The sequence below is a fragment of the Mediterraneibacter glycyrrhizinilyticus genome (genome assembly GCF_015560805.1).
Lineage (GTDB): Bacteria > Bacillota > Clostridia > Lachnospirales > Lachnospiraceae > Schaedlerella > Schaedlerella glycyrrhizinilytica_A.
This window is the reverse complement of record NZ_JADMSO010000014.1, coordinates 22,670-36,357: the sequence shown is the minus strand read 5'-3', so window position 1 is coordinate 36,357 and position 13,688 is coordinate 22,670. Positions and strand designations below refer to the sequence as shown.

The following is a 13,688-nucleotide window of genomic DNA, read 5'->3' as shown; positions in this document are numbered from 1 at the left end:
CTCGTTTATCCCTCCTGTTTTCCATAAATTTTCATCAATTCTTCTTTTTCTATAAAAATGCCGACTCGCTTAAATCTTACACGGCAAAGTTTATCCGCTTTCGGATCCATTTCTACAAAAGGATGGTTCAACTGATCCTCGATCACAGCCGTTCCGGCAAATACTGCGTCCACCAGACCGATAAACTCATCCAGATAGCTTTTTGCGATCGGATAGCCATTGTGATTCGGAAGCAACCAATCGTACGCATCGCCAAGATCTTTTACCCGCTGCATATTTGCCCGAAAATTCAGCATCCGCTCCCGCACATCATACGGTGCTTCCGGATTCTTGGAATTATCAAACATCATCACCTGTCCCACATCGATCTCGTCTCCGCAAAGCAGCATCCGTCCTTTACGATCCAGGAAAAACAGACTGCTGTTGCAGTGTGCCGGCTTTACATCCAGCACCTCGATCGTACGATTTCCCAACTCGATCACATCTCCGTCTTTGACATAGATTTTCTCATAATCCGGATTCGGAAGCTTTGAAAGATCAAACGGAACCGCTCCCGGAGTTAAAGTTGACGGTGCGTCGTTCTTCTCTCCCTCGCTCATATAAACAGCTTCAAACTCTCCGTTGCCCGCCGCATGATCCGGATGAAAATGTGTATTCGCAACAAGGATCGGCTTATCCGTCAGTTTCTCAACAAACGCCCGAAGATTTCCCACACCATATCCGGTATCGATCAGAAGCGCCTTCTCATCTCCCTCTAACAAATACATATTTTCACTGCCGTTCATAAAATTGATAAACCAAGTGCCTTCCTTTGCTTCCCATGCAGTATAACTGCCGAAGATCTGTTCCAGTGTCGGTTCCATTGTCCTTCCTCCTTGTCTGCAATATTTTACATCGCCTTTTATACTTCTAAGCCCTTTTATGTTTCTAACGTTTATGCTTCTAATACGTTGATTTCCTTTAATTCTTTGATCGCCTGCTGAAGCTTTTCCGGATCAAACGGAAGGAATCCGAGATAACTGATTTCTTCCAATGTGTTATACAAAAATTCTGCGTCATCCGACTGTGACATTCCTGCCAATGCCGGTGTATATTTTCCCAAAACAGCAAGCGCTTTTGGGTCTTTTCCGACTCTTGCCAACGTTGTCTTTTCTCCGTACGGATGACAATAATCGGTTTCCGGTACATAATCAAATTCATATCTTCCGGCGCTCAAAATCTGTTTGCCTTCTTTATATCCCGGCAACTCTACTTCCGCCTCGCAGTTGAATGGAATTTCCACAACCACATGCAACATTCCATCAGAACAAATTTCAAAGTTACATGTATATTTTCCGTTTACAGAATCATAACTGCATTCCATTTTCGGCAGACGCACATCCGGATGCGGTGCAATGACCGCCCGCGCAAATCCCGGCTCTGCCGGACGGATTCCTGCTGCATACGCATACATAAATTCCATCACAGAACCATACGAATAATGATTCAGAGAATTCATTCCAGTCGGACTGATCGTTCCGTCCGGAAGCACCGAATTCCAACGTTCCCAGATCGTTGTTGCTCCCAAATTCACACTGTATAACCAACTTGGGAATCCTTCTTTCAGTAAGAAATCATATGCCAGTTCATACAAACCTGCTTCTGCTAAAACGGTACAAAGAAGCGGTGCGCCGACAAATCCACATTTAATCTGATTTCCATCTGCCTGTAATTTCTTCTTAAACTGTTCGATCAGATATTCTCGATCCACATAGATTCCGAATTTTAATGCGATCACATATGCAGCCTGCGTTGTCACTGCCAGTCTTCCGTTCGGAGTAAAATATTCTGCTAACACTGCCTGTCTGATCTTTTCCTCCAACTTCCGATAATGCGCTGCATCTTCTGTCAATCCCAATGTCTCGGCAATTTCTGCTGTCTTACGAACAGACGCACAATAATAGACCGAAGCAATATAAGTATCTTCTGTGCTTCCTTTAAAACTTGTCGGTGTCGCGCCGTCTAATGCCAGCCAATCGCCAAAATGGAATCCGAAATCGAACAGATAGTGCTTTTCGCCTCGTTCTCCGTCTTTTCTGTCAATGTAATCTACCCAGTCTTTCATCAACGGATAGCAGTAATTCATTTCTTCCTGATTTCCGAAATAAGTATACAGTGTATACGGAAGAAATGTTGCAATATCTCCCCATACGCTTCCGGCATCCTCTTTATGTCCGATATTCGGCACATAATTCGGCACAGCGCCATCGATCATCTTCTGTTCATCCCGAAGATCTTTTACAAACTTATGGAAAAATGCACGGGTGTCCATATGGTAACTTGCCGTCGGAGCAAATACCTGCGCATCTCCGGTCCATCCAAGACGTTCATTTCTCTGCGGACAATCGGTCGGCATATCGAGGAAATTCGATTTCAGTCCCCAAACCGTATTTTCATACAAACGATTAATTTTTTCGTGATTTGTATGGATATATCCCGTTCTCTGCAAATCCGAATACAGTACGTTTCCTCGGAATGCTTCTTTCTTCAATTCCCCTGCCCATCCGGTCACACGGACATAACGGAAACCGAAAAATGTAAAATGAGGACACACGGTTTCCGGTTTTCCACCGGAGATATAGACAAACTGCGATCTGGCTTCCCGATAGTTTTCCCGATAAAAATTATCGTTCTGTAAAATCTCTCCGAAATCAAGTACCACTTTCGTTCCTTTCGGAAGATCCGCATCAAATTCCACAAATCCTGCAAAATTCTGTCCCATATCCAAAACGGTTTCTCCTGCCGGAGTGTGAAGGATCTCTTTTACTGAAATTTGTTCTTTTGCTACAACCGGAAGACTTAAGCGATCCATCAAATGTGATTTTGCAAGATTTTTTGTTCCTTCCTCCGCTTCCGGATCAGCAATAACTTCCACCGGTTTCCACGGATTTTCTTTTTCTTCCCAAAGCAGACGGTTCAGGTCTTCTCCAAAATAAATACCGGAATCTTCAATATCGGAACCACAATATTTCCAGTTTTGATCGGTACAGATACACTCTGTCGTTCCGTCTTCATATTCCAAATGAAGTTCTGCGATCACAGCCATCCGATCTCCGTAATTTTCTTTCTGACCATCCAGACCGAACTCACCCATATACCAGCCTTTTCCAAGCAAAAATTCCAGACTGTTTTCTCCGGCTTCCCCATTTCCGCTGCAAAGTTCTTCTACCGGAAATGTCAGTACTTGTATATTCGCCTCATAATTGTTGACGTATGGAGTCAAAAATTCTTCTCCTAATTTTTTACCATTGAGATAAACCTCAAACACGCCCACACCGGATGTATAAAGTCTTGCTCTCTTAACAGGTTTCACTGCGGCAAACTTCGTGCCGATCACCGGATGGAACGCATCCGCCTTCTGTGGAGCGATCCAATCCGCCTCCCATGCTTCCTGCATTTTTCCGGTTTCAAAATAGGCAAGATCACTGACAGCCGTATCGCCTTGATCTCCGGTTACTGTCACACGATAATAATAGGTTGTGCGCGGTTTTAATTCCAGATTGATCTTCTCTCCCGACTGTTTCAGATCTTCCCCTTCTTTTTCCCACAAAATCCGGGTAAAATCTGCATCCTCACTGACTTCTATTTTCGCATGGACTTGTTTTTTACTTTCGGTATCTTCCACTTTCCAAGAACAAAGCAGAAAATCATATGTAAATCCCATCGGGTTCTGGATTCCGTTTATTTTTGTTTCTGTAATTCGCATTTATGTTTCTCCTTTTCGCTTACAATCTCAAATCTGACCTATAATTTCAGATCCAGTTTTCCGCAGAATGGATCGATCGGAGATTTTCCCTTAAACTCGCTGTCTCCGCACAATTTCTCAACCACAGCATGGATCACATATTCGGAATTGCAATATCCGTTGACAAATGTTTTGATCATCGGCGCATCCAGCAAATGATACGGATTTCCTACGCTGACAAACAACGCCGGCATTTCATGCACCATCCACGGCATGTTATTTCCAAGACCAAACATCGTATGCCAGTTCAGACGAGATACGGTTTTGTTCGATGCTGTTTCGATATTTCCTACATAGAAGATCAGATCGTAACGGCTCTTAAAGCTTTCCACGGAATCTTCCATCACTTCAAATCCTTCCGGTTCATACACCGTCACTTCAAATCCGCGCGCTTCCAGTTCCCGTACAAATGATTCGCATACTCGTTTGTTCGACGGGAAATCACCCATCAGTTCAAGCAGCACTCTTTTGTGTTTTTTCGGATCGATCGGAAGAAGTTTTTGTATATCTTTTACAAGCGTTACCCCTTCATCCGCACATTCCTTTGCCCAACGATCATACGTCTCGCAGTTCAAAATATCCAATGCCGATGCATCCGGTACAAGCTGTCCTTTTTCCTGTTTCTCCGGCAAATGCATCGCTGCTTTTGTTGCCAGAATACGCTTCACTGCTTCTTCCAAACGAGCGTCCGATAAAATTCCTTTTTCATATCCTTCTCTCATCAACCGGAAATCTTCTTCCATATTTCGATTAAATAAGAACATATCGCAGCCATTTTCAATACTAAGCGGTACTGCCGTTGCTCTGTCCATTGCAGAACAGAAACCAACCATCGGTGTTGCATCCGTTACGATCAAACCGTTAAATCCAAGCTGTTCTCTCAATAATTTCTTTAACAGATTTTCCGATAAAGTTGCCGGAAGAATCCGCTCGCACGGTTTCTGATCAAAATATTCTTCATATGCCGGTAATGCAATATGAGCTGCCATTACAGTCAATGTACCTGCTTCGATCATTTCTTTGTAAATTTTTCCATAACTTTCATTCCACTCTTTGCAGGAAAGAGCGTTCACACTTGTCACAAGATGCTGGTCACGTTCATCCACACCGTCTCCCGGGAAATGTTTTACACTTGTCGCCACGCCTTCTTCTTTTGCACCGCGGATATATGCTTTTCCCATATCGATCACCGTCTGAAGATTGGAACCGAAGGTACGCACATTAGTGATCGGATTGTGATAGTTCAGATCCAGATCCACAACCGGAGCAAAAGACCAGTTCACACCGACTGCCGCTCCCTCGCTGCAACTTACCTTTCCAAGCTGATATGCTCTCTCCACATCTCCGGTCGCTGCGGCAAGCATTTCTCTTCCGTAATACGTTCCTTCTATTGCCGATCCGTTTCCGCCGTATTCCAGATTCGAAGCTGTTAAAAGCGGAATTCTCGAAGCATCCTGCAAGATTTTATGAGACTGTCTTAATTCCTCTCCCGGTCCTTCACGATAAAGCATTCCTCCGATATGCTTTGTCTCCACCAGTTCTTTCAATTCTTTTTCATCTTTCGTAAATACGATCGGGCAAAAAAGCTGTCCGATTTTTTCCTCCAGACTCATAGAATCATAGGTACTCTCTACCCACTGCACTTGCTCTTCTGTTAAGTAAAACGGATTTTCTTTGTACTGAATCATATCCTTATACTCCTTCTCATTTCCATAAATTTTTCGTAACTCTCATACTTTTCAGGTTGATTTCATTTTACAAAATCTCGTTCTAAACTGCCATGTACTTTTTTTTTCAGAATCCGACGTATTTTCACCACTTGCTCATAACGTCAATGTGCACTGACACTAACATCCGCTTCACGATATAACACATAAAACCTTTACTTTTTCCACAGGGTAAGTTGCATGAAAATCAAATTTTCTTTATAATAAATACCATCAGCAGACAAGAATACATTTGCTTTTTTGTTCACTGATGGCATTGAAACATAAAAACGAAATAGATTGCTCAGGCAAAAAATCTGGCATTGAGGTTAAACTATGGCTTACTACATCACCTATGGTGAATTTCAACAACATATGAAAGATTACTTTTTCCGAACAGGCAGTCGAATGCAGTTTCCGGAAATGGCTGATTACCTTTACCGAAAAGGACTTCTCTCGGAAACGCCTCCGGATCCTATGCTGACTTCTGAAATGTTCGGAGACATGGACGACGATGCGTTCAATAAGATCATCGATCAACTTCCTTTGGAACTGAATCCGCAAATTTCAATTACGCCAAAAGTAAAAGAAACAGATATTTTTCCAAACTCCGGCGATGTTTTTATCATCCGTCACCCCCGCTATACCCGTCCCGCGCCTCACATACATAATTATTTTGAAATTAATTATGTTGCCAGCGGAAGCTGCACGTTTGTCTTTGAAAAAAGCAAACGCACCATGCAGGAAGGAGAGCTTTGTATCATTGCGCCGTCTTCCGAACACGATCTTGTCATCGATGATGACTCCACCGTGTTCTGCATTATGTTACGAAAAAGCACGTTTGATACGACATTCTTTTCTCTTCTGTCACGGAAAGACCTGCTTTCCTATTTTTTCCGAACCATTTTACAGGATGATTCCCATGCCAATTATCTCCTGTTTTTTTCAGAAAATAATAAGTGGTTAAAACAGATCATTCATAATGCAATGGGCGAAAGTTATAAAAACGACAGTTACAGCAATGCTTGCTGTATCAGTTGGATCAATCTGCTGTTTTCCAACTTACTCCGAAATTACAGCAAAACTTTACAATTTTACGACTACCAGATGGGAGCCGACTTCTCACTTGTTTTACAGTATATCCAGCACAATTATCAGACTTTGACATTAGCCTCTCTTGCCGAACTGTTTCATTACAGTGAACCGCATCTATGCACACTGATCAAACAGAATACCGGACACAATTTCACCGGATTGATCAAGCGGCTCCGGCTCGCCGAAGCGATCGACTACTTAACCAATACCAATCTGAAGATCGGCGAGATTGCCGAAAAAGTAGGCTATAACTCTGCGGATCATTTTTCAAGAGTATTCCGCAGCACTTATAAAATGTCACCGCAGGAATACCGCAAACAAAACAGCCATACAGAAGAAGCCTTCGTTCCGTTTGAAGTCAAAAACGAAAAGACAAACTAATAAAATAAAAGAGGAATTTTTCATAGAGTCCATCTGTTTTACACTTTTGGTTTTCTATAAAAATTCCTCTTTTCTAATGTATACTAACGCTTCTATCTGATTTCAAACTCTGCAAAGTCAACCTTACCTTCTGCAACGCGGAAATACAATGCCTGTTTTCCTTCGATCTTCGGAAGAGTTATCCACACTTGCTCCCAATTTTCACCGGATTTTTCACAATTTCCGACTACTTTTTCCCCGGCAGTATCTAATAAAACTTCCATCGTGCCTTCTCCTCTGAGTGTCAGTCCGATCTTCGTCTCATTTCCGGAAAAAGCAAAATATTTAAATCCTGCCAAAGCGCCTTTTCGCATATTGCAAATATAAGGATACAGATTTTCTTCTTTCGTCAATGTCGCTTCATCACATACCGCATCGTCATTTCGAACCTCTTCTGTAATATACGGCATTTCTTCCGGAAGTTCCGGTACAGCCTCGCCCGGACCTGCCATGATCACCTGTCCGACTTTTTCTCGATCTCCTTCCGTCAGATGACAGGCAATATACGCCGAATACTGTCCGCTTGCCGGAAGCGCTCCGTCATTCAAACCACAGCTTGTAATCTCGATCTGCGGAATCGTTCCGTCTTCACAGATCACAACCCGATCCGCACATCCCTGTCTGGAAAATGCAGTTCCATGTGTATGGCGATGCCAGAAAATGTAATACGCACCTTCCACCTCAACAAGTCCGCCATGGTTATTTCCTGTGTAATTGACCGGAAGTGTATTTCCTTCATATCCAATATCTCCGTTGGATACGATCACACCCTTATATTCAAACGGACCTTCCGGTGTTTTTGCCATTCCATAGCAAAGTTCATGCCCTTGCAAACTGGAATACACAAAATAATACCAGTCCCCAAAATGACGGATGCTGGACGCTTCAAAAAACGGATGTGCTTCATAAGCCGTTCCTTTCGCTGTATCGATTCCATTTGCCACGCATACAGGTTCACTGATAATGGTGTGCATATCATCCGAAAGTTTTACCATCATCGCTCCCGGAATGTCTAACTCTTCCATTCCCGGAAAGCGCATCGGCGGGCAAAATCCATAGTACAGGTAATTGCCGCTTTCTTCACAAAGTATTGCCGGATCAAACCACCGTCCCACTTCCGGAATCGTCCCGTCTGCTCTTCTCACATAGTCTAAAAATTCATATTCTCCTGCCGGAGTATCACAAACTGCCACAGAAATCACATTTACCGTGTCCAGCGCATAATAAAGATAATATCTGCCGTCCGGTCCTTTTGTCACATCCGGCGCATAAAGCAATCTTGTTTCCGCTCCGAAAAAGGAGGGTTCATACTCCGGCATCTCTTTGTCATATGGCGCTCCATTGATCGGATCCTGTGTTTTTTTATAAATGACGCCCTCGTATTTCCAGTTTCCAAGATCATCTACCGGCGCGCTCCAGCACACATAATCGTCCTCACAAAAAGAAGTTCCGTTTCGCTTGTCGTGGCTTCCGTAAATATAAATTCTTCCGTCAAATACATGCGGTTCTCCGTCCGGAACGGTCTCCCAAAACGGTAAATACGGATTCAATCCTAAATGTTTGCTCATCCTCTTTTCCTCCTATTCTATCAAAAAAACTGCCGGATCTGCTCCCCCTCCCTTGAGCAAATTCGACAGTTTTTCTTTTACTATTCTTTATTCTGCTGCGTTCATTTTCGCTTTCATTTCTTCAATCTGTTTTGCATATTTTGCCATCGGGTTCTTTGCAACACAGATGATCAAGATGATACCTGTCAATGTCGGAGCTCCGAATTTCAAGAAGTTCAATGCGAACATTGCGCTGTCCGGCTGCTGTCCGATCGCACCTGCCACATATCCGGAAGCTGCAAGTACTGCAAGGATACCGGAACTAACAACTGTGTTACCACATTTCTGTGCAAATCCTTTGATAGAAGCGATCACACCGTTTGCAGACTTTCCTTCTTTTAACTGAATGAAGTCGATTGTATCGTTTACAAGTACATTTACAAGTGCATTCTGCATAGCTGCGAAACATGTAGAGATAAATGTGATCACACAGCAATATGTAAAGTTCATTTTACCTGTGAAGAACAACAGTACATAACAAGCACAAGATACGACCTGTGATACGATCAACGCTTTCTGTCCTGTCTTGAAGATTTTCAGAACGATCGGCATCAATACCATCATGGAAACCATCGCTCCGATAGAAATAACTCCCATGTATACGCTGATCAGGTCAGGTCTTTCATAATAATACATCATGTAGTATACAGATGTGGAGAACATCATTCCGTATCCCATAGACGCCATGATCCATGCAACCAAGTTCGGATAAACTTCTTTGTATTTCAAAATGGTTGCAATTGCTTTTAACGGATTTCCTTTTTCTGCCGGCTGGAGATATTTCTCCTGTCCTTTGGATGTGAAGAACAATCCCCAGAAGGAAATAAATGCAAGCACACCACAGATTGCCATCAACGGTACATATCCGTTGCTGAATCCGAGACTCTCAAAGAATCCTGTAATGTTCAATGTAAATGTGTTTCCGATCGTAAATACAAATGCACAGCATCCGGCGCCAAGTGTAATGATCATATTTCTCTGTTCATTGTCTCTTACTGCTGCCGGAAGGATTGCCATCTGCGGCATTGTGTACATCGTAACAGTCATTCCATATCCGATATACATAATTAAAACGTAAACTGCTTTTACCGTTACAGACTCAAATCCCCAGTCAACCCATACCATGATGGAGAAGAATGTCAACAAGATCGGAGCTGCGAACATATAAGGGCGATAACGTCCCCAACGTGTATGTGTCCGGTCTGCGATGACTCCCATCATCGGGTCATTGATCGCATCCCACAATGTAGAAATAAACATGATCAGGGAAGCGGTTGCTGCCGGGATCATCAATGTATCTGTCATATATACAGACAAGTAACTTGCAAGAACTGCCGCGATCAACATTGCTCCACCGTTTACAGATGTTGCATGGAACCACTTAAACGCGGTACTTACATGGTCCTTTGAGCCGTTCTGACTCACTGTTTTTTCATTTGCCATTTTCTCTCTCTCCTTTTCGTTCTCTTTAAACTATCTCTAGTTTACCGAATGCCGAGGGCAATTTCCATGTTATATATTACCTCAAATCCGACATTTTTTAAGACGATACTTTTTCATCCGTCTTTTTTTCAGATGAAGCCGACATTTTTTATTTGCCCTCAACTTAAAGCCATCATAGCATGTGCGCCACTTGTAAAACAGTCTCTAAGATGACATCCGGCAAGGTCATTTGCGACATCTTAAAAAGATGCTTCCACACTTAATCCGTCTTCAGATTTGATTTTTACCTGACAAGATTCTGTTCCCTCAGATTTTCTCAAGATCAAAAGTGCATGACCATGGAACGTTTCCGTAATTCCCTCATTATAATTGTGCTCCGGTTTCGGATTACCACTTCCAAATCCTGCCAAATCAGCGTCTCCTGTCACTTCTGCCGTTAATTTCTTATCACAATCTGTCATGACTCTTCCTTGTGAATCTTTCAGCCATACATGAATATAGGAAAGTTCTTTTGCTCTTCCTCCTTCTATTTCTAATTCCAGATGCACTTCGCTTTCCGCGCTCTGAAGTTCCATGCGTCCGATTTCCTGACCATTCTCATAAGCGACTGCTTCCACAGTTCCCGGCTCATAAACCACTTCAAATAATGTACGGAATCCGGCATTTTTTCCGGCAGCTTTTTTCCCTTGTGACACACCATTTACAAAGAGTTCCACTTCTTCTCCCGGAGAATAAATTTCAACAATCGCCGGATTTCCTTCACAACCGGACCAGTTCCATGTAGAAACACTGTCGCTGATCACCCACGGTGTCTTAATCAGATGCTGTCCGAATTTGTGCGGGTTCTGAACTGTAATATATGGATCTTTTCTCAGACCAAATACAACTTCACGGAAATAGGATGCAGGTCTTCTAAATCCTGTAATATCAATATCTCCGGAATATGCCAACTGACATGGGAATCCCGCGCCGAAGCCGCCTTCGCCCCACTGATAAGCCGGAACGCCAACTCCGGCTTCTCCGATGTAATCCCAACCGGTCCATGTAAAATCACCGATCACATGAGAAAGTTTCTCTACCAGATCCCAGTTTCTTGCGATCTCCGGCGGATACGTTTCACTTCCGACAATGACACGGTTCGGATATAATTCTCCATCCATCTCATAACGTGCCGTCATGTAGTTATATCCTGCAATATCCGTAGATGCACACGCTTTCTCCAAACGCTCTGTAATCGCATGATGTACGACGATCTCATCCATATGGTCATCCATCAAAGTCATAAAGTCGTTGACATTTCCATCCAGTTCGCCTTTGGCGCAAAGATCTGCCGATACGTCTGCTACGATATTGTCTACCTGATCTCCGGCTGCAAATACACCGTTGATGGACGCCAACGTATAACGAGTCTCATCCAATGCTTTGATTTTTTCACACAATTCATGGCAAGTCTTTGCACCATGATCTGTTCCGATCTCCGGAATCTCATTTCCTACCGAATACAAGATCACAGACGGATGATTGTAGTCTTTGCGTACCATTGCAGTCACATCTTTTTCCCACCACTCACGGAAGTACAGACCATAATCCAGATCGGATTTGCATCGATCCCACATATCAAATGTTTCGTCCATTACATACATTCCCAACTCATCACAAGCGCGCAGCATTGCCGGAGCCATCGGATGGTGAGACATACGGATCGCATTAAATCCGGCTTCTTTTAATTTTGCAACCTGCCGATACTGTGCATCTTCAAATGTTGCGGCTCCGAGAAGTCCGCTGTCATGGTGAATACATGCTCCGCGAAGTTTTACCGACTCGCCGTTGATACGAAGTCCCCGTTTTGCATCCAATGACATTGTACGGATTCCGAATTTCTCTGTCTGCGCATCTACAACTTCCTCTCCCATCATCAATGTAGCTTCACAAGTATATAAAATCGGAGTTTCTGCGGACCAGAATTCCGGTTTCCCGATCACGATCCGCTGTGTCAGTTCACGCTGTTCCTGATCAAATAAGACAGCCACGGTCTTTTCTTCTCCCACAGCGTCACCTTTTTCGTTACGAATAACAGTATGTAATGTCATTTCTGCAGGAATCGGTTTACGATTCTTCACTTCACTGCGAATCTGAAGAACCGCATATTCTTCGTCCGCCGTCTCGCACTTGATCTGTACGCCTTCCGGCACAAGGTAATCCAGTCCGGATTCTAACAAATAAACGTCACGGTAAATTCCGGTTCCGGAATACCAACGGCTGTTTGTCATATTATTATTCCGCACCTGTACACGGATCTCATTTTCCTGTCCGTAACGGAGAAAATCATTCAGCGGTACATAAAATGTTGTATAGCCAAACATATTTTTTGCCGCAAGCTGTTCATTTACATAAACCATAGCGTTCATGTAAATACCTTCAAATTTCAGCATCATTGTTTTTTCTTTTGCATCTTCTCCTACAAACAGATGTTTTACATAGGTATAAACGCCTCCGTCACGGAATCCGGTATTTCCGTGATTTCCACTCTCCGCATATGCTTTTTCTTCGATCATCGCATCATGAGGAAGGTTGATCGTCCGTGCATTCTCCGGTACGTTCCATACGAGGGCAAAGGAATCTTTATCCGCCCAAAATTTCCAGTTTTCATTCCATTTTTGAATTCTCATGTTCTTAATTCCTTTCTTTCTCTTTTATTACTTTCTATTCCATTGTTTACTTTCTTATCTTTCAGCTTTCTTTTCCTTTTCCAGTTGAAGCTGTCCGTTTTTATTGATTATTTTCCGAAACTCAGGATGTTCCTTATATTTATCATTTGGATAGTGCAGTACAAACTGTAAATTTTCTTCTTTATCGCGAAATACCATTCCATGACCGCCGTTTTCCGGGAATACCGGCGTTTCCTGCTGGATCCACGGTCCGTTCACTTCACCGGTTTCTGACTTTGCCACGCCAACGGCATATCCGTTGGTTCCCCAACTCGACCAGAACATATACAACTCATTTTCTGCCCGGAATACACACGGTCCGTCTGTAAAATACACATCTCCATCCATTCCGAACTCTATCTTTGCAAACGGAACCGGATGTGCCCATTTGGCTTCTGCCGCCTCGAACAATAATTTCGGTTCTCCTGCCGTCTTTTGCAATGTAGGATCTAGCGGGATCAGACACATATCTCCGCTTGGTGAATCTTCAAATGAATGAGAAAAGATCAAATATGGGGTTTCATTTTCCCAATACAATGTTCCGTCAATACAAGACCACATTTCCGGCGTAAGCCGTTCACTGTATAATTCAAAAGGACCTTCCGGTTGTTCGGAACGAAGAATATAAATCCCTTTCTTTCCTTCTACGCTTCCAAACGTTGTCACGAGATAAAAATATCCGTTTACAAAATAGCACTCCGGCGCCCAATAATTCCGATCTGCGAAAAAGCCTTCCGGTTTGTGAAAAATTTCAATCGGTCCTTCCCAATTTTCCAGATCTTCACTTTTATAACAGTCAAATCCATCTGCCTCTCCCCAACAAGTCGCACTTCTTGTTCCATACAGATAATAGATTCCTTCATGAAGCAAAATGTACGGATCTCTGATATTTACCTTTTCTCTGTTCATCTCTCTTCTCCTTTTC

8 protein-coding genes are annotated in these 13,688 nt (G+C 43.1%); 1 reads left to right on the top strand and 7 read right to left on the bottom strand.

The window, feature by feature from the left end:
- Positions 1 to 5: 5 nt before the first annotated feature.
- From I2H87_RS12165 to I2H87_RS12155, 3 genes are all read right to left on the bottom strand, one after another.
- Complete coding sequence (locus tag I2H87_RS12165) at positions 6 to 863, bottom strand: MBL fold metallo-hydrolase (protein WP_054704501.1); 858 nt, start codon at positions 861 to 863, stop codon at positions 6 to 8.
- A gap of 71 nt (positions 864 to 934) precedes the next feature.
- Positions 935 to 3,745: an alpha-L-rhamnosidase gene (locus I2H87_RS12160; RefSeq protein ID WP_195610141.1), complete on the bottom strand. Its 2,811-nt coding sequence runs from the start codon at positions 3,743 to 3,745 to the stop codon at positions 935 to 937.
- A 38-nt stretch (positions 3,746 to 3,783) separates the two neighbouring features.
- Positions 3,784 to 5,472 (bottom strand): glycoside hydrolase family 3 protein, encoded by a 1,689-nt coding sequence (locus tag I2H87_RS12155; RefSeq protein WP_009268708.1) that lies wholly within the window; start codon positions 5,470 to 5,472, stop codon positions 3,784 to 3,786.
- 354 nt (positions 5,473 to 5,826) lie between these two features.
- Here I2H87_RS12155 and I2H87_RS12150 point away from each other — a divergent pair, with 354 nt between their 5' ends.
- Positions 5,827 to 6,966 (top strand): AraC family transcriptional regulator, encoded by a 1,140-nt coding sequence (locus tag I2H87_RS12150; protein ID WP_009268709.1) that lies wholly within the window; start codon positions 5,827 to 5,829, stop codon positions 6,964 to 6,966.
- A 92-nt stretch (positions 6,967 to 7,058) separates the two neighbouring features.
- On the opposite strand, the gene I2H87_RS12145 is transcribed toward I2H87_RS12150, so the two are convergent.
- From I2H87_RS12145 to I2H87_RS12130, 4 genes are all read right to left on the bottom strand, one after another.
- Entirely contained in the window at positions 7,059 to 8,573 is a 1,515-nt protein-coding gene (locus I2H87_RS12145; protein WP_195610140.1) for a family 43 glycosylhydrolase, read from the bottom strand.
- Positions 8,574 to 8,660: 87 nt separating this feature from the next.
- On the bottom strand, positions 8,661 to 10,055 hold the full coding sequence (locus tag I2H87_RS12140) for an MFS transporter (RefSeq protein ID WP_195610139.1): 1,395 nt from the start codon (positions 10,053 to 10,055) through the stop codon (positions 8,661 to 8,663).
- 239 nt (positions 10,056 to 10,294) lie between these two features.
- Positions 10,295 to 12,724, bottom strand: a complete 2,430-nt coding sequence (locus tag I2H87_RS12135) for a glycoside hydrolase family 2 TIM barrel-domain containing protein (RefSeq protein WP_195610138.1) — start codon at positions 12,722 to 12,724, stop codon at positions 10,295 to 10,297.
- Between the two features lie 54 nt (positions 12,725 to 12,778).
- Positions 12,779 to 13,672: a glycoside hydrolase family 43 protein gene (locus I2H87_RS12130; RefSeq protein ID WP_195610136.1), complete on the bottom strand. Its 894-nt coding sequence runs from the start codon at positions 13,670 to 13,672 to the stop codon at positions 12,779 to 12,781.
- Between the last annotated feature and the right edge of the window lie 16 nt (positions 13,673 to 13,688).

Coding starts and splice junctions, on each gene's coding strand:
- I2H87_RS12165 (WP_054704501.1), bottom strand. CDS start 863: ATGGAACCGACACTGGAACAGATCTTCGGCAGTTATACTGCATGGGAA.
- I2H87_RS12160 (WP_195610141.1), bottom strand. CDS start 3,745: ATGCGAATTACAGAAACAAAAATAAACGGAATCCAGAACCCGATGGGA.
- I2H87_RS12155 (WP_009268708.1), bottom strand. CDS start 5,472: ATGATTCAGTACAAAGAAAATCCGTTTTACTTAACAGAAGAGCAAGTG.
- I2H87_RS12150 (WP_009268709.1), top strand. CDS start 5,827: ATGGCTTACTACATCACCTATGGTGAATTTCAACAACATATGAAAGAT.
- I2H87_RS12145 (WP_195610140.1), bottom strand. CDS start 8,573: ATGAGCAAACATTTAGGATTGAATCCGTATTTACCGTTTTGGGAGACC.
- I2H87_RS12140 (WP_195610139.1), bottom strand. CDS start 10,055: ATGGCAAATGAAAAAACAGTGAGTCAGAACGGCTCAAAGGACCATGTA.
- I2H87_RS12135 (WP_195610138.1), bottom strand. CDS start 12,724: ATGAGAATTCAAAAATGGAATGAAAACTGGAAATTTTGGGCGGATAAA.
- I2H87_RS12130 (WP_195610136.1), bottom strand. CDS start 13,672: ATGAACAGAGAAAAGGTAAATATCAGAGATCCGTACATTTTGCTTCAT.